At 38.1% G+C, this 22,080-nt stretch carries 23 protein-coding genes; 15 read left to right on the forward strand and 8 right to left on the reverse strand.

The annotated features are described in order from the left end of the window. Nucleotides 1-261 (forward strand): IS30 family transposase (locus H515_RS0103125; RefSeq protein ID WP_028901571.1); only part of this gene is annotated, 261 nt, incomplete at its 5' end. A 182-nt stretch (nt 262-443) separates the two neighbouring features. Further along, nucleotides 444-1,040 carry a sigma-70 family RNA polymerase sigma factor gene (locus H515_RS0103130; RefSeq protein ID WP_025875421.1) on the forward strand — a complete coding sequence of 199 codons (597 nt, stop codon included), beginning with the start codon at nt 444-446 and terminating at the stop codon, nt 1,038-1,040. Nucleotides 1,041-1,200: 160 nt separating this feature from the next. Here the strand turns inward: H515_RS0103130 and rpe are convergent, their stop codons facing one another. Next, nucleotides 1,201-1,851 (reverse strand): ribulose-phosphate 3-epimerase, encoded by a 651-nt coding sequence (gene rpe / locus H515_RS0103135; protein WP_025875423.1) that lies wholly within the window; start codon nt 1,849-1,851, stop codon nt 1,201-1,203. Between the two features lie 349 nt (nt 1,852-2,200). On the opposite strand from rpe, the gene H515_RS0103145 reads away from it, so the two are divergent. From H515_RS0103145 to H515_RS0103160, 4 genes are read left to right on the forward strand one after another with little or no spacing between them, the layout of a single operon-like run. Continuing rightward, on the forward strand, nt 2,201-3,001 hold the full coding sequence (locus H515_RS0103145; protein WP_028901572.1) for an indole-3-glycerol phosphate synthase TrpC: 801 nt from the start codon (nt 2,201-2,203) through the stop codon (nt 2,999-3,001). A 16-nt stretch (nt 3,002-3,017) separates the two neighbouring features. After that, on the forward strand, nt 3,018-3,716 hold the full coding sequence (locus H515_RS0103150; RefSeq protein ID WP_025875427.1) for a phosphoribosylanthranilate isomerase: 699 nt from the start codon (nt 3,018-3,020) through the stop codon (nt 3,714-3,716). Nucleotides 3,717-3,746: 30 nt separating this feature from the next. Then, complete coding sequence (locus H515_RS0103155) at nt 3,747-4,316, forward strand: anthranilate synthase component II (protein WP_028901573.1); 570 nt, start codon at nt 3,747-3,749, stop codon at nt 4,314-4,316. A gap of 49 nt (nt 4,317-4,365) precedes the next feature. After that, entirely contained in the window at nt 4,366-4,938 is a 573-nt protein-coding gene (locus H515_RS0103160) for a UpxY family transcription antiterminator (protein ID WP_025875429.1), read from the forward strand. Between the two features lie 36 nt (nt 4,939-4,974). Here H515_RS0103160 and H515_RS0103165 read toward each other — a convergent pair whose 3' ends face one another. The 4 genes from H515_RS0103165 to H515_RS0103180 are packed head-to-tail and all read right to left on the reverse strand — an operon-like array spanning nt 4,975 to nt 8,802. Next, nucleotides 4,975-6,543: a peptide chain release factor 3 gene (locus H515_RS0103165; protein ID WP_025875431.1), complete on the reverse strand. Its 1,569-nt coding sequence runs from the start codon at nt 6,541-6,543 to the stop codon at nt 4,975-4,977. Nucleotides 6,544-6,549: 6 nt separating this feature from the next. Then, nucleotides 6,550-7,431 carry a dTDP-4-dehydrorhamnose reductase gene (rfbD, locus tag H515_RS0103170; protein WP_028901574.1) on the reverse strand — a complete coding sequence of 294 codons (882 nt, stop codon included), beginning with the start codon at nt 7,429-7,431 and terminating at the stop codon, nt 6,550-6,552. Between the two features lie 57 nt (nt 7,432-7,488). Continuing rightward, nucleotides 7,489-8,097, reverse strand: a complete 609-nt coding sequence (locus H515_RS0103175; RefSeq protein WP_025875433.1) for a DUF4924 family protein — start codon at nt 8,095-8,097, stop codon at nt 7,489-7,491. Nucleotides 8,098-8,121: 24 nt separating this feature from the next. Then, nucleotides 8,122-8,802, reverse strand: coding sequence for a LysE family translocator (locus tag H515_RS0103180; RefSeq protein ID WP_028901575.1), 681 nt, complete (start codon nt 8,800-8,802; stop codon nt 8,122-8,124). A gap of 120 nt (nt 8,803-8,922) precedes the next feature. Between H515_RS0103180 and H515_RS0103185 the strand changes: the two genes are divergently transcribed. The 6 genes from H515_RS0103185 to H515_RS0103210 all read left to right on the forward strand — a co-directional run bounded on the left by H515_RS0103185 (nt 8,923) and on the right by H515_RS0103210 (nt 16,276). Next, nucleotides 8,923-9,900, forward strand: coding sequence for an ROK family protein (locus tag H515_RS0103185; RefSeq protein ID WP_025875435.1), 978 nt, complete (start codon nt 8,923-8,925; stop codon nt 9,898-9,900). A 550-nt stretch (nt 9,901-10,450) separates the two neighbouring features. Further along, on the forward strand, nt 10,451-11,020 hold the full coding sequence (locus tag H515_RS0103190) for an L-threonylcarbamoyladenylate synthase (RefSeq protein ID WP_025875437.1): 570 nt from the start codon (nt 10,451-10,453) through the stop codon (nt 11,018-11,020). 44 nt (nt 11,021-11,064) lie between these two features. Further along, nucleotides 11,065-12,852 (forward strand): chloride channel protein, encoded by a 1,788-nt coding sequence (locus tag H515_RS0103195; RefSeq protein ID WP_025875439.1) that lies wholly within the window; start codon nt 11,065-11,067, stop codon nt 12,850-12,852. A 39-nt stretch (nt 12,853-12,891) separates the two neighbouring features. Continuing rightward, on the forward strand, nt 12,892-13,932 hold the full coding sequence (gene fmt, locus H515_RS0103200) for a methionyl-tRNA formyltransferase (RefSeq protein ID WP_028901576.1): 1,041 nt from the start codon (nt 12,892-12,894) through the stop codon (nt 13,930-13,932). A gap of 22 nt (nt 13,933-13,954) precedes the next feature. Further along, a complete protein-coding gene (locus H515_RS0103205; protein WP_025875441.1) occupies nt 13,955-14,197 on the forward strand; it encodes a GlsB/YeaQ/YmgE family stress response membrane protein in 243 nt (80 codons plus the stop codon). 156 nt (nt 14,198-14,353) lie between these two features. Then, the gene (locus H515_RS0103210) at nt 14,354-16,276 is read left to right on the forward strand and encodes a polysaccharide biosynthesis protein (protein ID WP_025875443.1); all 1,923 of its coding nucleotides are present in this window, start codon (nt 14,354-14,356) and stop codon (nt 16,274-16,276) included. Nucleotides 16,277-16,476: 200 nt separating this feature from the next. On the opposite strand, the gene H515_RS0103215 is transcribed toward H515_RS0103210, so the two are convergent. The 3 genes from H515_RS0103215 to rfbA form a co-directional block, all read right to left on the reverse strand. Continuing rightward, the gene (locus H515_RS0103215) at nt 16,477-16,905 is read right to left on the reverse strand and encodes a BT0820 family HAD-type phosphatase (RefSeq protein WP_025875445.1); all 429 of its coding nucleotides are present in this window, start codon (nt 16,903-16,905) and stop codon (nt 16,477-16,479) included. A 64-nt stretch (nt 16,906-16,969) separates the two neighbouring features. Further along, complete coding sequence (locus H515_RS15345) at nt 16,970-19,468, reverse strand: GumC family protein (protein WP_025875448.1); 2,499 nt, start codon at nt 19,466-19,468, stop codon at nt 16,970-16,972. A 24-nt stretch (nt 19,469-19,492) separates the two neighbouring features. Beyond that, nucleotides 19,493-20,371 carry a glucose-1-phosphate thymidylyltransferase RfbA gene (gene rfbA / locus H515_RS0103225; RefSeq protein WP_028901577.1) on the reverse strand — a complete coding sequence of 293 codons (879 nt, stop codon included), beginning with the start codon at nt 20,369-20,371 and terminating at the stop codon, nt 19,493-19,495. Between the two features lie 353 nt (nt 20,372-20,724). Here rfbA and H515_RS0103230 point away from each other — a divergent pair, with 353 nt between their 5' ends. The 3 genes from H515_RS0103230 to H515_RS0103240 all read left to right on the forward strand — a co-directional run bounded on the left by H515_RS0103230 (nt 20,725) and on the right by H515_RS0103240 (nt 22,067). Next, on the forward strand, nt 20,725-21,366 hold the full coding sequence (locus tag H515_RS0103230) for a hypothetical protein (protein ID WP_025875450.1): 642 nt from the start codon (nt 20,725-20,727) through the stop codon (nt 21,364-21,366). 102 nt (nt 21,367-21,468) lie between these two features. Beyond that, nucleotides 21,469-21,762, forward strand: coding sequence for a hypothetical protein (locus H515_RS0103235; protein ID WP_025875452.1), 294 nt, complete (start codon nt 21,469-21,471; stop codon nt 21,760-21,762). 11 nt (nt 21,763-21,773) lie between these two features. Continuing rightward, nucleotides 21,774-22,067, forward strand: a complete 294-nt coding sequence (locus tag H515_RS0103240) for a cell division protein ZapA (protein WP_025875454.1) — start codon at nt 21,774-21,776, stop codon at nt 22,065-22,067. Nucleotides 22,068-22,080: the final 13 nt, after the last annotated feature.

Below are 22,080 nucleotides of genomic sequence, written 5' to 3' on the forward strand. Positions count from 1 at the left end.
GGACCTGAATTTGCAGCACATAAGGACATTACCAAGTTCTTAGGCGTGCCCGTATACTTCGCTGATCCATATTGTTCTTGGCAAAAGGGAGCGATTGAGAATACAAATAAACTAATCAGACAATATATACCGAAAAAGGATTCGTTTGAACATTACACAGACAAGAGAATTATGTCGATACAAAAGAAATTGAACGAAAGACCGAGAGAAAAATTAAACTTTTCTACACCTAAGTGCGAGTTCTTCAAACACGTTTTGTAATTTTGCACTTGCTGGTTGACTCTACGACTATTGCTTAACCAGCCATACATTCACATTTTTCTGTTAAAAATTTGTCTAAAATGATAAAAGTAATTATATTTGCATCTGATAATACAATAAATCAATTTATAAATCAGAAATGCCTATTGAAACAACATTACTTAATATAAACTATTTAAGGAATGAAGAATCTAAATAAGATGGCCGATGAGGAATTGGCCCTGTCTTATATTGAAGGAGATAATAGAGCCTTTGATTTATTGTTATCACGCAATCAGTCAAAACTGTTTTCATATATTTTATTTGTTGTGCGCGACCGCGACATAGCAAATGATGTCTTTCAAGAGACGTTCGTGAAAATAATCACTCGCCTACAGCAGGGTAAGTATTCGCCAACAGGTAAGTTTGCAGCATGGACCATGCGTATAGCGCATAATGTAATTATGGACTGGTATCGCGCCCAAAAAGCCGATAAGATAGTTGAAGCACCAAGGGAGAACGACCTTTCGAATATTGGTGGGGCTGATGTACAGATTGGAAATATAGAAAATGAGTTTGTGAGCTCCCAAACGTTGTCAGACATTAAGAAGCTGATGAATCATCTTCCTGCTCCCCAGCGTGAGGTTGTTTTCATGCGCTTTTATCAGGAAATGTCATTCAAGGAAATAGCTGAGACTACGGGTGTTAGCATCAATACAAGTCTCGGACGTATGAGATATGCCATTCTGAACCTAAGAAGGATGGTGAGAGAACATGAATTGACCTTGCAGCTGGTATAGGGGCGAAAAAAACGAAAACAGATCGGAGATTGTTTTGATAGTGTATCAATTATTCTCCGACTTGTTTTCCTTTTCGGCTTTTGCGGAGTGCCCCAAATCAAACTCCTGTGAGGAGAGCTATTGTGAATTTAGATATTAATCAATTATTCAGACTTGCTTCTCACAATTCTTTCAAATCGTGAATTGTGGCAATGGGGTCATCAGCTTTAAAGACATAACTACCGCTGACCAGCATATCGGTGCCTGCAGCCACCAGTCTTGGTGCCGTTTCTGCCTGAACACCTCCATCTACTTCTATGATGACATCTTTGCCTGATTGGTTGATTAGCTCTCTGAGGCGTTTAACTTTGCCAATGGTATTCTCAATGAATTTCTGTCCTCCAAAACCAGGGTTGACACTCATCAGCAACACCAAATCTACATCATTGATAATGTCTTCCAAAAGACAGACAGGGCTTGAGGGGTTCAATACCACGCCAGCTTTCATGCCCGCTTGACGAATTTGCTGTAAGGTACGGTGCAAGTGAATACAGGTTTCGTAATGAACGCTCATGATTGCCGCTCCAGCATCGGCAGTCTGCTGAATGTATTCTTCTGGATGGACAATCATGAAGTGAACATCCATTGGCTTTTTGCATGCTTTGCCTACTGCTTTCAAGATGGGAAATCCAAAAGAGATGTTGGGAACAAAAACCCCGTCCATAATGTCCATGTGGATAAAATCGGCTTCACTTTGATTGATCATTTCAATATCTTTATCCAAGTGAAGGAAGTCTGCTGAGAGCAGTGAAGGGGAAACGAGTGTTTTCATTTTAATTCAGGCAGTAAGATTCAAGTTTGTTATTGACTTTAATCGCACGATATGTGTATGCTATTTGACGAATGATACTTAATGTCTTTTCAGACGGATTCATTTCTTCTTGTGTAAATATTTCCATCATAGGCTAAATGTTTGAGTGTTACAATTATAAATAGAACGTAACCATGTTGTAGATTATTATATAATAGTGTGATGTTTTTCTCTTTTTCTGTTTATTGGCAATCCATACAGGGACTTTTTCCTTGAGTTGGGTTTGGTGTTTTTCGTCCTTGTTTAATTTTTCTTTTAAATAGCGTTCTAAAAATTTAGTAAAATGTTTCTTTTTCATTAACTTTGTGACATGAATGATATTCTGGAAGAAATCCTGACATATAAGCGTGAGGAAGTGGAGCAATGGAAACAGTATATTCCCTTGAAGCAACTCTACGGCATGATGGAATATGGCAAGCTTGACAAGATAGAACAACCATCGCTACAACTGGCCTTGGAAAAGTCAAATACAGGAGTTATTGCGGAGTTCAAACGGAAGACTCCTTTGCGCCAATGGATTAATCAGGGGGCAAAGGCCAGTAAGATTCCATACGAGTTTCAGAGGGGAGGAGCTGTTGCTATTAGTATTCCGACAGATAAACCTTGCTTTGGTGGCTATGATGAATATGTTCAGGAGGCCAAGGCTACAGGAGTGACCATTCCAATAGTTTATAATAACTTTATCATAGATGAATATCAACTGTTTCAAGCCAGGCGGGTAGGGGCTTCGGCTGTTGTGTTGAACTCTTTGCTTCTGAGTATCGAACAATGCCATTCTCTGCAGTCTCTTGCACATCAGCTTGGTTTGGAGGTGGTGCTTGAGATACATTCTGTTGATAAACTGTATTATCTCGACTTGCAACCAGATGTTTGCGCTGTGAACAATCGGGATTTGAGGACTTTTGAGGTCGATATCAATGTCTCCTTGGAATTGGCAAGACATTTGCCTGACAATATATTGAAAATAAGTGAAGGCGGAATCAATTCCCTTTCAAAAATCAACTTGTTGAAAGAAGAAGGTTACCAAGGATTTGTGATTGGTGAATTTCTTATGCGTCAGGAGAATCCAGGTGTTTTTTTGAGGAATCTGATTTCGGAATTAGAAAAATAATAGAACCATCTTAACAATGATAATAAAGGTTTGTGGCATGCGTGAGGCCCAGAATATTCACGACGTTGCAAAATTGGGCATTGACTGGTTGGGACTCGTGTTTATTCCCAGCAGTGAACGATTTGTGCGACAAGTTTCTTCTCGAGCGGGAATTATTCCTGACTATGGTAGTATGGATTCAGCTCGCGGGAAGCAAGAAACCAACGAAGCACTCAAGAGTGACAAGCGAGTACAGGTGTGTGGGATTTTTAAAGATGACATGCCACAAAACATCGTGACCAGGGTCGTGAATTTTAATTTGGATATTGTTCAGTTAAACGGCTCGGAGAGTCCTGTTATGATAGATAATTTGCGTCGTACACTTGATCCTGATATTCATCCGGGGATTAAGATTATGAAAAAACTTGCGGTATCTTCATCAGCCGATATTTTGAAGTACAAGGAATTTGAAGGTGTTGCTGATTATTTTCTTTTCGATGTTCACGCTTCCGTAACTGCTGGTGCTGAGCAGAGAACTGATTGGAAATTACTTGACAGCTATGACGGTGCGACTCCTTTTCTCATAGGTGGTGACATTACGCTTGATGACATGGCATTGTTGAAGACTTTTCACCATCCGCGATTCTTAGGAGTGAACTTAAATGAGCAAGTTGAGGATGCTCCGGCATTAAAGAATATTGAAAGATTAGAAGCCTATATCAATAAAGTTCGTTAAACCGATTGTTGCAAATAATATTTGTGTGCTGTGAAATGCGTTATTATTGATAACTATGATTCTTTCACCTTTAATCTCGTTCATCTTGTGCGAGAATTAGATGTTGAAGTAGATGTTTTGAAAAACAATCAGTTTGAAATTTCAGAATTAAAGGGCTATGACCGAATCATATTGAGCCCAGGTCCAGGGATTCCTTCCGAGGCGGGCCTTTTACTGGATGTTGTTAGAACTTATGCGAGTGAAAAGGCAATTTTGGGTGTCTGTCTTGGGCATCAGGCAATAGCTGAGGTCTTCGGTGGGAAGTTGGAAAGGTTGAGCAATGTTTTCCATGGCATATCAGACACTATTCGCTGTAAAGCTGCCGATTCGATATTTGCAAATTTGGGTGACGATTTTAAAGTAGGAAGATACCATAGTTTTGTGGTGTCGAAGAAAACTTTTCCATCAGACCTGGAAATAACTGCCGAGAATTCGGAGGGCTTGATCATGGCTCTTCGCCATAAGACCTTGAATGTGCACGGGATTCAGTTCCATCCTGAAAGCGTTTTGACTCCTTTAGGTAAGGATATGCTAAATAATTGGCTACATTCGGCCTACTAATACATATTAGGAATGTGAATCTTCGAGCAACAGATTTAAGTTTAGTATTATGAAACAGATGCAAAAAAGATATGTTGATGAAATTGTAGATGATGGCAAACCATGGTATGCCGTCAGACTCTTTTCTACTAAACTCGAAGAGGTTGAAAATTATTTCAAGGAAAATGGCTTGGAGAGTTTTATTCCCATGCAATACGTGGATGAGGAGGATGCTAAGGGAAAGTTGCATCATAGGTTGAAACCTGTTGTTCGGAACTTAATCTTCATCAAGCAGACTATAAGCGATAAGGATTTCAAGTCAATGGTATTTAATTCCAATCAGAAAATATCTGTACTTACTAAATCAGACGATTCACGTTCTTTCTACCTGATACCCCACGACCAAATGTATGAATTTCGCTTGATGTGCAATCCGGAGATAGCCATTAAGAAATTTATATCAACGGATGAGGCTAAAATGAAAGCTGGCGATCCGGTGTATGTTAAATTTGGACCGCTGAAAGGCATGCGTGGGCGTTTGGTGAGGTCCAGCAAGAAGTATTATTTGCTGTCGGAGATTCCAGGCATCAGTGTGATGATGAAAGTATCGCGTTGGTGCTGTGTTCCAGAAAAACAAGATTGACCTTTTGCAAGAAAGTCAATACTCCCACTTTACCAGTTAAAACTCTGATGTAAAGTGGAATTTGATTTTCTTGAAGTCTTGTTGCGCCATTGAAAGTACATAGCCAGAATCTGCAAGGAACACATCCCTGTCCTCAATGTCTTTTGCCATGTACTGATACTTTCGCTTTTTGAAATTTTCAAGCTCTTCTTCGCTTTCAGCTTCAATCCAACAGGCTTTGTGAAGATGGACGGGCTCCCAGCGACATTTGGCATTGTATTCATGTTCCAATCGATATTGGATGACCTCAAATTGAAGTTGTCCGACTGTTCCAACAATCTTCCTATTGTTGAATTGGTTGACAAACAGCTGTGCTACACCTTCGTTCATCAACTGCTCCAAGCCTTTCATGAATTGCTTTGCTTTCATTGGATCGTCGTTCTCAATGTATTTGAAAAGTTCTGGGGAGAAACTTGGTAATCCACGGAAATGTATTTTTTCACCCTCTGTTAGTGTATCACCAATCTTAAAGATACCTCCGTTGTCAGGTAAGCCCACAATATCTCCAGGATAGGCTTCATCAATCGTACTCTTTCTTTGAGCCATGAATTGGGTAGGGGATGAGAAACGTACCGTCTTGCCATTTCGGACGTGAAGGTATGGCTGGTTTCGTTGAAATTTGCCCGAACATATTTTGCAGAAAGCGATGCAGCTACGGTGGTTAGGATCGATGTTAGCTGTGATTTTAAAGATAAAGCCAGTGAATTTTGGCTCTTTTGGTTCAACTATTCGTTCTTCTGCCATGGTCGGCTTTGGACTAGGTGCTATCTCTACAAAGCAATTGAGAAGTTCTTTGACTCCGAAATTATTGAGGGCAGAACCAAAGAAAACTGGAGCAACTTCTGCTGAACGATAGGTGTTGACATCAAACTCCGGATAGACACCGTTAACAAGTTCCAACTCGTTACGCAACTGAGCAGCAAAATCTGCCCCTACCTTATTATCTAGTTCTGTAGAATCAACGTCCACCTCAACAGTCTCGGTGACACGTTGCTTGTTTGGCGTGAAAAGATTGAGCTTTTGTTCGTAGATGTTATATACACCTTTGAAGCGATGCCCTTGTCCTATTGGCCATGAGAGTGGACGTACCCCAATTTGAAGTTCCTCTTCCAACTCATCGAGCAAATCAAATGGGTCACGACCTTCGCGGTCCATTTTGTTGATGAATATGATAACCGGAGTATTGCGCATGCGACAAACCTCCATTAATTTGCGCGTTTGCATTTCCACACCTTTAGCCGAATCGACTACAATGATGGCAGAGTCAACAGCTGTCAATGTGCGATAGGTGTCTTCTGCGAAGTCCTGGTGTCCAGGAGTGTCGAGAATGTTTACCTTGTAGCCTTCATAGTCAAACTCCATAACAGATGTTGATACTGAGATTCCACGTTGCTTCTCAATATCCATCCAGTCAGAAGTGGCTGTCTTTTGAATCTTATTGCTTTTTACTGCACCTGCCACTTGAATTTGTCCACCAAAAAGCAGAAATTTCTCTGTTAAGGTTGTCTTTCCTGCGTCTGGGTGTGAAATGATGGCAAAGGTTCTTCTACGTTCTATTTCGTTCATAAGTTTTTATTTGTTGTTCAATAGGTTGGCCATACATACTTTTAGGCTGTCAACCCAATATGGAACTTTTACTCCAAAAGTTTCCTTGATTTTTGTTTTGTCGAAAACAGAATAAGCAGGGCGTTTTACTGGTGAGGGAAATTCCTCACTATGACATGGCTGAATGTTGCAATTCTTGTTGTTGGCCAATTCTGCTATTTTTATTGCAAAGTCGTACCAGCTGCACACTCCCTCGTTGGAGAAATGGTAGATACCGGTATTGCCTTCATATTTCCTGTTTTCAACTATGTCGAAGATGGCATTGGCCAAATCCACAGCATAAGTTGGCGTACCGCATTGGTCGAAAACAACTTTTAATTCAGGCTTTGTTCCTGTAAGATTTATCATCGTCTTGACAAAATTGTGTCCGTACTCGCCATATAACCAAGCTGTACGCACAATGATATACTTTGCCCCTGATGCTTGGATTTTTTGCTCTCCATGAAGTTTTGTTAGTCCATAAACTCCAGTTGGGGTTCCTTTTTGTTCCTCCTTGCACGGGGTATTGTAGGGGTCGCCACCGAACACATAGTCAGTGCTCACGTGAACCAAGAGACCATTAACTTCTTTCATGGCTATGGCCAAATTCTCAGGAGCGATTGCATTCAAAATCTCAACTATTTCGCCAGCAGACTCTGCCTTATCCACATTCGTCCATGCTGCACAGTTGATTATGCATTGAATATTATTTACCCTGATAGCTTCTCGTACATCTTCGATATTGGTAATGTCGAGCTTTTGGTATCCATCACAAATATCAGTAAAGATATAGTTGTCTTTACTGTTCTTGGCAACGTTTTGAATTGCATTTCCCAACATCCCATTAGCACCTGTGACTAAAATATTCATAATCTTATTTTTTATTTATTGTTATTTTCTAAAAGCTAATAATTGGGCTTGGAATATTCAATCATCATTCAGGATGAGTCCTTCTTTTTTATCTTTTAAATAGTAGTCGGATAGCATTCCGATCAATGTAGTGATTTCGTTTACAGCCTTTGATGTCTCCTGTGTTATTTCTTTTCCTTGTAGGCGCAGAATCATCACTCCATAGAGTAGGTCGAAACAGGTCTCTATTTCGCTATGGCTTAAATTGGCAGCTATTTCCTTGAGATTTTCTTCATTTTTCCTGGCCATGCGGTCAGCAACCTGCTTGGCTTTAGCACGAAGTTCAACTATAAATGGCAAAACGCGATAATATTCGGCTGAATAGAAAGGGTATTTTGAAGATGCTAACAACTGTGTATGCAGTTCTGTCAGATCTTGCATTAGAATCTTATTGATTTGCAAATGTCCGCCTTCGCGGCATCCTTCCTGATTCATCATTCTGACCAGATCGCCGAACCAATCCTTTTCTTCTTGCTTTTGCTCCTCTGTATATTGGAATTTTTCAATATACTCTTGATATATTCTATTAAGAGAACATCCGTAAGCACGAATGATATCCTCTATTTGCCACATATAAAGCAAGTATTCTGCTATATTTTTCTTTCTTAATTCCTTAGCTATAAACATGTTTTAGAAAAAGTCACCAATTTTTTAATAGTATGAGGGCAAATGATATAGATTAAATATAGTTCCAATAAGAATAATCAGTGAAAAAAGAACCACTATAGAACCGATAACCTTGTTAATTATCGATATGCCGTTAACGTCAAAAATACCTCTGATTTTATTTATCAGCCATGTGAGTCCATACCACCATATCAGGGCTCCAATGGGGATACAGGCAAAACCTATTACCATCTCAAAAGGACGTGAAGGTTGTACAAATGCGAACTGCGCATATGTTGCCATCAGAAGAAAAATGATAAGTGGGTTTGAGAATGTGACTAAGAATGCCGTAAGTCCATTATGTAAAAGGGTTCCTTTGGCATTTCCACTCTTGTGAATTTTCTTAGTAGGATTCGAAATGAAGCAGTAGATTCCGAAAAGAAGGAGAATGACACTTCCCGTAATCTGTAGAATGAATTGATACTCCGGATTTTGTAGCGGCTCCATGATGAAGCTCATGCCTAATCCTACAATTAATGCATAGATGAAATCACTGATGGCTGCTCCTACACCTGTTATAAAACCGAACCAACGACCTTTGTTCAAAGTACGCTGGACACACAAGATACCTACGGGGCCCATTGGCGCAGAGGCAATGATACCTATTAATATACCCTTGAAAATGAAATCGAGTATATCTATCTGGATTGGAAACGGCATGTTCATAACTAGAGTGCAAAATTGCAAAAATAATACGGAATACGCAAATATACTCTACAAAAGTTTGATGTATTCCACTTTTTTCATAACTTTGCCATTACAAATTAAACTAAAACTTTATAGTAAATGGATGTACAGGAACAGAAACCATTCGTGATCGGATTGGATTTAGGAGGGACAAACTCAGTTTTTGGAATTGTTGATCAGCGAGGGCAAGTGCTTGCAACTAATTCTATTAAAACCCAAAGTTATAAAACTGTAGAAGATTTCGTCGAAGCTGGTTATGAGGCGATAAAGCCTATTGTCGCTAAAGTTGGCGGAATTGGTCAGATAAAGGCAATGGGCATTGGAGCACCGAATGGTAACTTTTATAGAGGTACAATAGAGAATGCACCCAATTTGTCATGGGGACACGACTGTGTAGTACCTTTGGCTGAAATGTTTTCTGAAAAATTGGGCATTCCTGTTGGCTTGACAAATGATGCTAATGCTGCCGCTATTGGTGAGATGCAGTATGGGGTTGCCAGAGGAATGAAAAATTTCATCATGATTACATTGGGTACAGGTGTCGGATCAGGAATTGTCATCAATGGGCAAGTTGTTTACGGCTCCGATGGCTTTGCTGGTGAATTGGGGCACGTGACGATGGTTCGTGGAAACGACGGACGTATGTGTGGATGCGGACGTACAGGATGTTTAGAAGCATATTGCTCAGCTACAGGGGTGGCCCGCACGGCCCGTGAGTTTCTTCTCAATTCTGATGAGCCTTCTGAATTACGAGAAATTAATCGGGATAAAATAACTTCTTTAGATGTTTCTATTGCTGCGGGTAAGGGTGATAAAATGGCTAAAAGCATTTATGAATTTACAGGTGAGATGTTGGGTGCTGCATGTGCCGACTTTGCAAATTTCTCGTCACCAGAAGCATTTATTTTCTTCGGGGGATTGACAAAGGCCGGTGATTTGCTGATGGAACCCATCAAGACTTCTTATGCAAAACATGCATTTGAAATCTTCAGGGATAAACCTAAGTTTTTGATTAGTTCTCTGGACGATGCGGCTGCTGCTGTATTGGGAGCATCAGCTATTGGATGGGAACTATAAAAAGTTTGATATATATGAGCGATAGGCTGGTACTATAAGTACTGGCCTATTTGTTTTTTAGGCAATAGTGTTCTAAATATTTTATCATTCTATTTTTAAGGTCCAACTTTCGCTTTATGAAAGCTGACTTTTTGCAATGCGATATAGCATGAATGGAAGAGTAAAAGGTTACCTTTCAGATACCAATTAATATTGTACTGAATATCAGTGCGTTACGATATGCACCTACTTCTGCCGTTTTGCCGTATAACTTCATGGAGATGGTTCGGTCGCTCGTTCGGTATCAAGAATCTGTTTGCCACCGCTTGAATACGAATTCGAGAACAAGAAGAGCTCGGTGCTATTCAGCATCGGAACAAAATACGCCAAATCTCACAAATAGGATGTAATTACGCATGAGGTTTTACATCTTTTTATGGCACTATTGGTTTTTAGAAGAAAAGATTGAATGTTACTTAATGTTTTTATCTTATTTCTTTTGCGTTATCATATTTTTACAATATCTTTGCCCTACGTATAGTATTAAAAGTGAGAGAACTGATTTTCTGATATGAAACAAGTGGAAGATATCCAAAAGGCTATTGAGGTAATGAAGGGTGGAGGAGTGATTCTATATCCTACAGATACGGTGTGGGGAATTGGATGTGATGCTACTAATCCCGAAGCTGTTGCTAAAGTCTATAAGATTAAGCATCGTGATGACTCAAAAGCTTTGGTTTGTCTGGTCGATTCAGATGTGCGCCTGCAGAGGTATGTACGAAATGTGCCTGATGCAGCCTGGCAATTGATAGATGCAGCTGTAAAGCCAACAACACTGATTCTTGACGGGGCTGTGAATTTGGCTCCTAATCTCATAGGAGAGGATGGCTCTATAGGAATAAGGATTACCAAAGAACCTTTTTCAAAAGAATTGTGTTTTCGCTTTCAAAAAGCCATCGTAAGCACTTCAGCTAATATCAGTGGTGAACCCGCTGCTCAAAATTATGGTGATATTTCGGAGGAAATATTAAATGCTGTTGACTATGTATGTGAAACTCGTCGTCAAGAACATAAGCCACATCTCCCATCCACTATTATCAAGATTGGAATGTCAGGTGAGATTAGTATTTTACGCAAGTAAAGGGATTTACCGTATTCCCTAATTAAAAGAATAGATAATAATTAATGCTCGCACAAAATTTCATTGGCCAAATAGATCATTGGCGTCAGGAAAATATTTCTGACCGTCAGTTTGTATTGCTTTTGGCGTTCATTGTGGGCTTTCTTGCGTCGGTAGCAGCTTATATTCTTCATATCATCATTGGTGAGATCGAATCTCTCATAACGTCAGGCTTTAGAGTTACAACTATCAACTGGTTGTACCTTCTTTATCCAGTGATTGGTATTTGGCTGACAAGTCTCTTTGTGAAATACGTGGTGCGTGATAATATTTCACATGGTATAACCCGTGTTTTATATGCCATCGCCTCAAAACGTTCTAAATTAAAAGCGCATAACACGTGGACATCGATAGTTGCCTCTGCTATTACAATTGGTTTCGGTGGATCGGTCGGGGCAGAGGCCCCAATTGTCTTGACAGGTTCAGCAATCGGTAGTAATCTGGGCCGCATTTTCAACATGGATAAGCGGACGTTGATGTTGCTGGTTGGATGTGGTGCTACGGCTGCAGTCTCTGGTATTTTCAAGGCACCGATTGCAGGACTTGTTTTTACTCTCGAAGTGTTGATGGTAGATTTGACAATGGCTTCGCTTTTACCCATTTTGATATCATCTGTGACAGCAACCTGTTTCTCTTATTTTTTTACGGGAAGCTCTGCTATGTATGATTTCAAGATAGATTATCTTTGGAGTCTAAATCGAGTGCCAGCTACCATTTTGCTTGGAATAGGTTGTGGCTTTCTCTCACTTTATTTCATGCGCGTTATGTCATGGTGTGAAGATAGATATGCCAAACTTGCCAAACGTCGATTTGCCAGATTGTTGGTAGGAGGCGTTGTGTTATCTTCTTTAATTTTCTTGTTCCCCGCATTATATGGAGAAGGTTATAGTAGTTTGGGAATATTTATTGAGGGAAAAACTGAAGCGGATTGGAATCAGGTTTTAGGCACATCGATGTTTGCAGGAGAAAGCAAATACCTTGTACTTTACGTTGGTCTGGTTATGCTCACGAAGGTATTTGCTACTAGTGCTACAAATGGCGCAGGAGGATGTGGAGGAACCTTTGCCCCGTCGCTTTTTATCGGTGGATTTGGTGGATTTTTCTTTGCAAGAATCTGGAATATGAATCAGATAGGGGTATATATTCCTGAAAAAAACTTTACGTTGTATGGTATGGCTGGAGTTATGGCGGCAGTGATGCATGCGCCTTTAACAGGAATATTCCTTATAGCTGAGCTTACAGGCGGTTACAACTTATTCATTCCTCTCATTATAGTGACTATTAGTTCCTATTTAACGATTAATATCTTTGAACATCATAGTATTTATGCCGTGCGCCTGGCACGTCAAGGAAAACTTTTGACGCATAACACCGATAAGTCGGTTCTAACCATGATGAGCGTTGACAGCATAATAGATAAGGACTATACATCTGTTGATCCCAACATGCAAATGGGCAAATTAATTCATGCCATTAGTGCCAGTCGGAATAGTTATTTGCCGGTGGTCAATGATAACGGGACGTTGTTGGGGGAAGTAGATATTACCAAAATAAGACATATAATATTTAGAACCGAACTGTACAAGCGCTTTTCAGTCAGTCAATTGATGACGCAACCCGCTGCATTGTTGAATGTCAATGATCCCATGGAACAGATAATGAAAGTATTTGAAAGCACAGATGCTCAGAATCTGCCGGTAGTTGATTTGGACTCCAGGCTTGTAGGCTATATTTCGAGGACTCGTTTGTTCAATATGTATCGACAGGTTGTAGCTGATTACAGTGCAGAATAATTTGATAGAAGTTCGTTAAATGCTTCGCCAATAATGATTATGGATAAAAAAGATTTGAGAATAGTATTTATGGGTACTCCTGAGTTTGCAGTAGAATCTTTGAAATCCTTGGTAGAACAGGGATATAAAGTTGTGGCTGTTGTAACTCAACCGGATAAGCCAGTAGGGAGGCACCATGACACTTTTCAACCCTCTGCTGTTAAGGAATATGCTCTTTCTGTAGGGCTACCAGTTCTTCAGCCCATAAAGATGAAAGACGCTGGATTTATTGAAGAACTCAAGAGTTATAAACCTGATATTCAGATCGTTGTTGCTTTTAGGATGTTACCTGAGGTTGTGTGGGATTTGCCCCGTTTTGGGACCTTTAATGTTCACGCTGCCTTGTTACCTCAATTTAGAGGGGCTGCTCCGATTAATTGGGCTGTTATAAATGGTGAATCAGAAACGGGGGTTACTACATTTTTCCTTGATAAAGACATAGATACAGGACGTATTATTCTTCAAAAAAAGTTTCCTATTCCTGAAACAGCTGATGTTGAATATGTTTATGGTGGTTTGATGAAATTAGGAGCAGAAATAGCCATTGAAACGGTAGGTATAATCCTTGACAATGTCAAGTCTAATACCGATAAAGATGGATTTTTTCCAATTCTCAAAAGCATTAGTAGGGAACAGGTTGCAGAGGACAAGGAACTGAGGCAAGCACCGAAAATATTTAAGGAGACCTGTGAAATCGTTTGGAATCAGAAATCAGAAAACATTTATAATTTCATTAGAGGTCTGTCCCCTTACCCTGGTGCGTGGTCTATCATGGAACAAATTACTGAAGGTAGAACCGAAGGAAGCATTCCATTGAACCAAATGCCAGTAATGAAAATTTTCGAGACAGTAAAAACAGATAAAATGAATACTGGCTTGCCTGGAACTTTTCATTTAGAGAAAAATAGATTGTTCGTAAATACACAAGATTATCTATTAGAATTGAAACTCGTTCAAATGTCAGGGAAAAAGAGAATGGATGTAAGGTCATTCTTGAATGGTTTTCAATCAGTTATGAATTATTATTTAAAGAGTAAATAGTTTCATCTAAATATAAGAAAATATGAGTTTAATTGGATCATTAATTGTTGGACTTCTTGCGGGTTGGTTAGCAGGATTTTTTGTGTCAAAAAGTAAGGATGGATGTTTGTGGAATTGCCTCATCGGTTTGGTAGGAGGTTTCATAGGCGGTAATGTATTATCCTGGTTTGGTATTGATTGGGGAGGCGGCTTTTGGGGCTCCTTGGGTACGGCTCTAGTTGGATCAATACTTTTACTTTGGATTTGGAATAAAATAAAGAAATAGAAGTATTTATTCTGAATATTTGTCATTAGTAATTTTAAGAAGCCAAGGGTTTGTCAAAATTTAACAAAACTTCTTGGTCTATATACTTTTTTTTGCTAATTTTGCGAAGAATTTAGAATTTAGAGAAAGGTTCTTCTTAATTAAGTGGGTACATATATGACTGCAATACAAAAAATTCTTGACTGGTATTTTACTAAAAATGCGTTACCCTATTGGGTGATTTTGTTTGTAGATAGTTTGATTTGCTACCTATCTGGGGTATTTGTATTTTGGTTATATTATCATGGTGTCATAACCTTGGCTAATTTAGGGCTATTGTCAAAGACTATTCTTGTTTACATGATTTTTAACCTAATAGGCTTTAGAGTATTCAAAACCTATTCGGGAATCATACGTTATTCTTCATTTGTTGATCTTCAGCGTGTTGTATTTGCGATGCTGTTATCTTTAGTTATTGCGGAGATAATGCACTACATTATTTATGGTTGGGATCTACGATTTGTGCGTTTGCAAGGCAGACAAATAGCGGCGATGTACATAGTTGCAACAATTGGCATGATAGCTTTCCGTGTTCTTGTAAAATCCCTCTATGATGTCATGGTTAATTCCAGTAAAGGAGTTAGAACCCTCATCTATGGCGTGCAAAGTGGAGGAATAGGATTAGCAAAGAATATTCGAAATGAGAAAAATAGCAAATTTCGACTGAAAGGTTTTATCTCACATGACAAAACTTACAAGGGACGCCTTTTGCTGGGTGAAAAAACCTTTATGATCAATGATCAATTGGCTAATCATCTAAAAGAATTGAATATTCAGGCGGTTCTCGTCTCTCCAATTCAAGTAGAACAATTTCGATTAGATTCAAAACTCCAAGATATATTATTAAGTGCAGGGGTTAAGATTTACTTTACACATCGGACAGAAGCGTGGTCGGAGGAAGATGACCTTACTCATGTTCAATTAAAAGAAATAAGTATTGAAGATTTGCTCCCACGTGATCAGATTATGGTTGATATGAATTCAATTGGTAATTTGCTGCGTGGAAAAAAGATAATGATTACAGGTTCTGCAGGCTCTATCGGGTCGGAGATAGTCAAGCAAATCGCATCTTATAATCCCGAAGAACTCATTCTAATTGATCAAGCTGAAACACCACAGCACGACTTACGTTTGATGATGCACTATGAATGGCCCAAGATAAAGGCTCAGACCATAGTTGCAAATATTGCTAATTATGATAGAATGGAAACAATATTTAGTAAATATCGACCTGAATATGTTTTCCATGCTGCTGCCTATAAACATGTGCCAATGATGGAAAATAATCCATCAGAAAGTATTCAAAACAATATTTGGGGGACAAAAGTTATTGCTGATCTCAGTGTGAAATATGGAGTAAGAAAATTCGTCATGATTTCTACGGATAAGGCAGTTAATCCTACAAATGTGATGGGGTGCTCTAAACGTATATGTGAGATATATTGCCAGAGTTTGAATGACAAGCTAATTTCTGATGGGAATTTTAAAGGAACTCAGTTTGTCACGACGCGCTTTGGAAATGTGCTTGGCTCAAATGGATCCGTCATTCCTTTGTTTGAGAAACAAATAAAGAATGGGGGGCCTGTAACTGTAACCGATCCAAACATTATCAGGTTTTTTATGTTGATTCCAGAAGCTTGTAAGTTGGTTTTGGAAGCAGGTACGCATGGAAAAGGTGGAGAAATATTTGTTTTTGATATGGGTAAGCCAGTGAAAATTGCTGACTTAGCAAAGCGTATGATTAAACTTTCGGGAGCAACGGGCATAGAAATAAAATATACAGGGCTTCGTGCTGGGGAAAAGCTTTATGAAGAAGTCTTAAGCACGTCAGAAAACACTTTGCCAAGCTTCCATGATAAAATAAGAATTGCAAAGGTAAGTAAATATAACTATGAGGATATTAACCAACAAATTGAGGAGCTCGTTAAGATTAGCCATGATTACAAGAGTATGGATATAGTCCGTAAAATGAAGGAAATCGTTCCTGAATATGTTAGTAACAATAGTGAATATTCAGTGTTGGATAAAGTTATAAAATAAGATTTACTGCTTTTGCATCATATTGGCGAAATGGTGCTAAGATGCCCATAAACTGAATGTGACATAATTCTACTTGCAAAAATGTCATAGGCAAGAAGATTTTAGAATCCGTTCCTTACAAAAAAGAAGTCTGGATTAGTCATCTTCAAAGGAAATTTCAATCCAATAATTTTTGCTCTTCTCAAGCAGATCAGTGACTGTTATCTACTCCACCAATGCTTTTTCTTTTTGGGCTCTTCTTCTTTATGATAATGTTGGTGGTTGTATCCCATACTTTCCCATGTTTCGTTATATTTTATCATTTTATAGATGGTGCCCCAATCAGGTAATCCACCAATATTTCTGTCATCAATAAACATTTCAACCTTTAACTTTCTGGAGAAATGATTATTCTTTTCTTTTTCTTCCTCTGGATAGTCTTTATTTACTGCCCAAAATTCAACACCTCTTTCACGACACCAATCAATAGCTTCTTGTAATAATTCTCCTTCTCTCACAGTCCATAGTATGAGTTGGTGTCCATCTTTAATAAGTTCCCTGAGTGTATCGGTTGCGAACATGATTTCTTCACCGATTTTAGGATATTTATGTTCTACTATTGTACCATCAAAGTCAACTGCTATTACCATCTTATAAATTTCCGAATATAAAAGTGTTGCCTTATATAGTGCAACACTTTTATTGATGATTTGATTATCGTTTTATTGAATTGTCATTTTTATTTCCATAATGGCTATTGCTATAATTTCCATATTGCCCATATGATGAAGAGCTACATCTGCCGTATTTTCCATAGCCATATCTTCTGTATTTTCCATATTTTCCGTAGCCATAATAATAGCCGTACTTTTTCTTTGACATATCAATGCCGTTTAGAACAAGGGCCATTTTCGGCAATTTCTTTTCATTAGAAATTTCGTTAATCATGTCAAAGGTTGATTTTGGAGTAAAATCTGCACGGCACATATAAACAGATACATCAGCTACACGACCAATCTGGAGAGTGTCTGTTACCAATCCAATAGGAGCTGTATCAATAAGGATGTAGTCGTATTCTTGTTTTAGAATATCGAAAATAATATTTAAAGAATTTCTTGCAATCAACTCTGTTGGATTCGGAGGAACAGGGCCTGCCATTAATAAGTCAAGGTTCTTGTTGACACCTGACTGAAGAATTTGGGCATTAACATCCTCTTGCGTTGGAGCTTGTTTTATCAACAAATTAGTAATACCGCTTTTATAGTCCTTAAGTCCAAATAATTCAGCTAATCTTGGTCTTCTAATATCAAGTCCGACCAAAATGACCTTTTTGCCCAATAGTGCAAAACTAATAGCTAAATTTGCAGCAGTGAAAGTTTTACCCTCTCCAGAAGTTGATGAAGTAAATAAGATAACCTTTTGTCTCTCTGTCAACATAAATTGAAGGTTGGTACGCATTGACCGGAAAACCTCTTCCATCTGATTATTCTGATTCTCATGGACAACAATATCAGCCTTACCCTTAGCCTTGTTGCTGGCAATAGGAATATCGGCAATAATAGGTAGTTTGGTGAGTTGAGCCACGTCATCATGCCCTTCAATTTTATATCTAAAGAATTGAATTAAGAATAAAATTAGGGCTGGGATAAAAATACCCAATGCAAATGCTCCTATCATGATAACCGACGAGTTAGGGCTAACTTTTCCCACAAATTGTGGTTCATCAATTAATTTTCCTTTATCAACTGTAGCAGCTAACGAAATGTTATTTTCCTCTCTTTTTTGCAGAAGCATTAAATATAGTCCTGCTCTCACTTCTTGTTGGCGACCAATCTGTGTTAACATCCTCTCTTGTTGAGGTGTTTCAGCAACTTCTGTATTATATTTATTTACTTGTTCGATTATTCCTGTTCTTTGAATTTCTAGATTTCTTCTCGAGGTTTCTATCGAATTTAGTATATTCGCATTTAACATTCGAATTTGATCCGTTAAGGGCTCAACAACAGGAGAATTTTTTGAGGCACTTCTCAGTAGTCGATTCCTTTCTAAAACTAGTTCATTGTATTTTTGAATGAGGCTTGATGTGTTGGCATCATTCAAACCGATATTGGATGGAATCGTTCCTGAAAGGTTTTTAGCAGAGTTTCTGACTTCAGAGGCTATGTTGTTGAAAAGTTCAGTTTGTATATCTATATCTGCAAGTTTCTGCTCGAATGAATTTTGGTTTGCCACACTGTTTGATGCATTCATTTTAAGCTCCACCATCCCATTTTTCTGCTTATAACTTTGCAGTTGCCCTTCTGTCTGACCCAGTTCGTTGTTGATCTTTTCCAGACGAGAGTTGATAAAATTATCGGTGCGTAAAGCTATTGTATTTTTATCTTCATTAGCTTGTCTATTGTACACAATTGCAAGTTGCTTTAGATAATCAATTGCTCGTTGTGGAATTTCATCTGTAAGTTGAAGCAAGGCGATAGATGTGGATTTTGAGGTTTGGGAAACCTTAAGTGAAGCAACGAATTTGTTAGACGTAACTTTAGGTGATTCTAAACGAATAAGCAGCTCTTCTCCATCTCTCAATGTATGGCCATTGTTGGAATCTATGGTTATTATACCTGCACGGGTATTTATCCTCGTTGGTAAAGAGTAAAGCTTTTTATTGATGGAAAAAGGTCCTTCTGCAGTATTTTCATCTACTGGAACGGAGTAGGTCCCACTAATGTTATAGGCTGCACCATTTCTCTTAATAGATAAGTTTATAGGCCTATTAAGTTTTTCCAAATGCGCAGCATCAATATCAACAATTAATGGTTGATTACCGTAAATATTTTGATCTTTTACTCTTCCTTTCGAAGCGTATGTGGTGTATAGTTTAAGATCCCTAATGGCGTCTTGAGCTAAAGAACGGGATGTCAGAATTTCCATCTCGTTGTCAATCCCCGTGGAATTAGACATAATTCCTAGGTTTGACATGTTTTGTAAAGATGGTCGTCTATTATTATCTTGACCTTTAATCAAAAGTTTTGCCGTAGTATTATATGTTGGAGTGGTGTAACGCAAATAGATGGCAGCTATGCCCAAACAAATAATGAGCGAAAGAATAAACCAATACCAGTTAAGAATAATAGTGCTATAAATAGTAGAAAAATCAAATGAGGATTTCCCATCTTGATTCTTGTCATTCTCTATTTCATTGTTTCTTATTTCTTCCATATTTTCTAAGTTTTGACTTCTCGATTAAGAATTTTCTGATAATCTCAATAGGTATTTACCGTATTGATTCTTTGCCATTGTTTGGGCATTTTTAATCAATTGCTTTTTAGTTATCCAGCCTTGTCTATAAGCAATTTCCTCTAAACAGGCGATCTTCAATCCTTGTCTTTTCTCAATACATTCTATAAAGGTACTTGCTTCAGACAAACTGTCGTGTGTTCCTGTGTCAAGCCATGCAAACCCTCTTTGCAAGGTCTGGACTTTAAGCGCATTATTCTTAAGATATTCTTGATTAACGGTAGTAATTTCGAGTTCCCCCCTGGCAGAGGGCTTAATCTTTTTGGCAACTTCAATAACGTTGTTAGGGTAGAAGTAAAGACCTACTACTGCATAGTTGCTTTTTGGCTTTTCTGGCTTTTCTTCTATGCTTATGCAATTTCCAAGACTATCAAACTCTGCAACACCATATCTTTCTGGATCATTAACGAAATATCCAAATACTGTTGCTTTGTTCTCCTTTTCCGCATTAGAGACGCTATTTTTTAGTAATCCTGTAAATCCAGAGCCATAAAAGATATTATCACCTAAAACCAAACATACATTATCGTCACCAATAAATTTTTCACCTATTATAAAGGCTTGTGCTAATCCATCTGGTGACGGCTGTTCCGCATATTCAAATTTTACTCCAAATTCGTGTCCATTTCCTAACAGGCGCTTGAATCCAGGTAAATCAAAAGGTGTTGAGATGATCAGAATTTCTTTTATCCCAGCCAGCATCAAAACTGAAACAGGATAGTAAATCATGGGCTTATCATAGATTGGAATCAGTTGTTTACTAACCCCTTTAGTGATAGGGTAGAGGCGCGTGCCTGAGCCACCAGCAAGAACAATACCTTTCATTTCGATTATTTTGTAAATTGTTTATAATCAAATAGTTTATTATGGAGTTAATTTCATCACAATCTCCTTAGTTGATAGTGAGAATTAAATCTATGTTGATCGATGAATTTCTATTACACTGTAAGACATTAGCAGCAAAGCCAGTGATGGGCAGCTTGATGGACTGCACAGCTCCACGACATTTAGATTCATTCATTCCTGAGTTATTCCTAATTAATCTTCGCAAAGGTAATAATTAAAATTGATATTTCAGTTATGTACTAAAAAAAATATCCAATATCTACTAAATCTTATTTTATTTTCTTAACTTTGCAGTCAAAGAATATCCAAAATCGAATAGAAAAAATAAAATAATGGGAATATTTTCTGATATATTCAAAAGAAGAAGTGGATCTGGAGAGAAGGTAGGAGGAATGAATGACTATATGTCGTTAGTCAGAGTTTATTTTCAAGCAGCCTTAGCCTCAAAGTTGGGAATAACCAATTTAGCCTCGTTACCAGATTTGAGAACGTATAAGCAAACCTTTCATGTTTCTACAGTTAACAACAAGTTGGGAGTTGGGGAGAAAAACAGTGTCCGGAAAACGATGAAAAGTTTATATGGAGTTGAAGATCAGTTTTTTAATGAAATTGATGCGAGCATAAAGAAGAATTGTAAGAAGATACAAGATGTTCAGGCATATCTTTATCAGTTTCAGGCATTGACACAAGATTTGATGATGTTGATTGGTAATTTAATGAAGTTTAAGTTGCGCATGCCAGCATTCTTTAAAAAAGCGATTTATGCAATGACGGAAAAAACTGTAAATGATATCTTTGACAAGAATGATTTTACAGATTCTGGCATAATTAAGACGGTTATGTCGATTCGTCAGGTCAATAATAGGCTCGGGTTCTCCAGAAAATGGATTACTGATTTTGTTTTTCAGATTATCTTGTTGGCAAAGAAAGAACCAAAACCTTCAACGGATGATGTAAGTAATAATAAACCGTAAAAATATCTCTCCGTTTGGATTAGACTGGTGGAAAATAATCAGCTAATAATTTTGTTAAATTAAAACTTTAATGTAAATTTGTAGCCAAAATGTTTTAAGTATATGAATGCGAATGAGAAAACACTGAATACATTTGCAACTCGTGTAAGGCAAATGATTCTCCAATACCAAGAGGTAAAAGGAGAAAATGACGAGTTGTACACATTGGTGGATCAGCGTGATCAGGAGATAAAAAGACTTCAGGCACGGCTGGCTCAAGCGCAGAATGACTATAACTCATTAAAGATGGCAAGGATGATTGAAATTTCTGATACAGACATGGATTCTGCTCAGAAGAGGATCGCCAAGCTCATTAGAGATGTTAATAAGTGCATCACACTTATAAGTGAAAAATAACCTTGAAAAGAATGTCAGACGATAAACTCCATATAAGATTACATGTATATGATACAGATCTCTCTGTTAACGTTCCACGCGATGACGAGGAATATTATCGTTCTGCATCTAAACTAATTACCGATACGGTAAATACTTATTCTACGCTTTTCAAAGGTAAGAAAAGTGATAAGGATATCTTATATATGTCAATGCTCGATATTGCATTGCGATATAAGAAAGAAGGCGCTCGTAATGATACAGCTCCTTATAGTGATATTCTTGGTAAACTCACTTCTGAGATTGAAGATGTGCTGAAAAAGTAATCAAGAATAATAA

Origin of the sequence: Prevotella corporis DSM 18810 = JCM 8529, assembly GCF_000430525.1 — a bacterium.
Taxonomy (GTDB): Bacteria; Bacteroidota; Bacteroidia; order Bacteroidales; family Bacteroidaceae; genus Prevotella; species Prevotella corporis.

Bases quoted from the DNA above. Each gene is read 5' to 3' on its own strand.
- H515_RS0103130 (WP_025875421.1), top strand. From the start codon at position 444: ATGAAGAATCTAAATAAGATGGCCGATGAGGAATTGGCCCTGTCTTAT.
- rpe (WP_025875423.1), bottom strand. From the start codon at position 1,851: ATGAAAACACTCGTTTCCCCTTCACTGCTCTCAGCAGACTTCCTTCAC.
- H515_RS0103145 (WP_028901572.1), top strand. From the start codon at position 2,201: ATGAATGATATTCTGGAAGAAATCCTGACATATAAGCGTGAGGAAGTG.
- H515_RS0103150 (WP_025875427.1), top strand. From the start codon at position 3,018: ATGATAATAAAGGTTTGTGGCATGCGTGAGGCCCAGAATATTCACGAC.
- H515_RS0103160 (WP_025875429.1), top strand. From the start codon at position 4,366: ATGAAACAGATGCAAAAAAGATATGTTGATGAAATTGTAGATGATGGC.
- H515_RS0103165 (WP_025875431.1), bottom strand. From the start codon at position 6,543: ATGAACGAAATAGAACGTAGAAGAACCTTTGCCATCATTTCACACCCA.
- rfbD (WP_028901574.1), bottom strand. From the start codon at position 7,431: ATGAATATTTTAGTCACAGGTGCTAATGGGATGTTGGGAAATGCAATT.
- H515_RS0103175 (WP_025875433.1), bottom strand. From the start codon at position 8,097: ATGTTTATAGCTAAGGAATTAAGAAAGAAAAATATAGCAGAATACTTG.
- H515_RS0103180 (WP_028901575.1), bottom strand. From the start codon at position 8,802: ATGAACATGCCGTTTCCAATCCAGATAGATATACTCGATTTCATTTTC.
- H515_RS0103185 (WP_025875435.1), top strand. From the start codon at position 8,923: ATGGATGTACAGGAACAGAAACCATTCGTGATCGGATTGGATTTAGGA.
- H515_RS0103190 (WP_025875437.1), top strand. From the start codon at position 10,451: ATGAAACAAGTGGAAGATATCCAAAAGGCTATTGAGGTAATGAAGGGT.
- H515_RS0103195 (WP_025875439.1), top strand. From the start codon at position 11,065: ATGCTCGCACAAAATTTCATTGGCCAAATAGATCATTGGCGTCAGGAA.
- fmt (WP_028901576.1), top strand. From the start codon at position 12,892: ATGGATAAAAAAGATTTGAGAATAGTATTTATGGGTACTCCTGAGTTT.
- H515_RS0103205 (WP_025875441.1), top strand. From the start codon at position 13,955: ATGAGTTTAATTGGATCATTAATTGTTGGACTTCTTGCGGGTTGGTTA.
- H515_RS0103210 (WP_025875443.1), top strand. From the start codon at position 14,354: ATGACTGCAATACAAAAAATTCTTGACTGGTATTTTACTAAAAATGCG.
- H515_RS0103215 (WP_025875445.1), bottom strand. From the start codon at position 16,905: ATGGTAATAGCAGTTGACTTTGATGGTACAATAGTAGAACATAAATAT.
- H515_RS15345 (WP_025875448.1), bottom strand. From the start codon at position 19,468: ATGGAAGAAATAAGAAACAATGAAATAGAGAATGACAAGAATCAAGAT.
- rfbA (WP_028901577.1), bottom strand. From the start codon at position 20,371: ATGAAAGGTATTGTTCTTGCTGGTGGCTCAGGCACGCGCCTCTACCCT.
- H515_RS0103230 (WP_025875450.1), top strand. From the start codon at position 20,725: ATGGGAATATTTTCTGATATATTCAAAAGAAGAAGTGGATCTGGAGAG.
- H515_RS0103235 (WP_025875452.1), top strand. From the start codon at position 21,469: ATGAATGCGAATGAGAAAACACTGAATACATTTGCAACTCGTGTAAGG.
- H515_RS0103240 (WP_025875454.1), top strand. From the start codon at position 21,774: ATGTCAGACGATAAACTCCATATAAGATTACATGTATATGATACAGAT.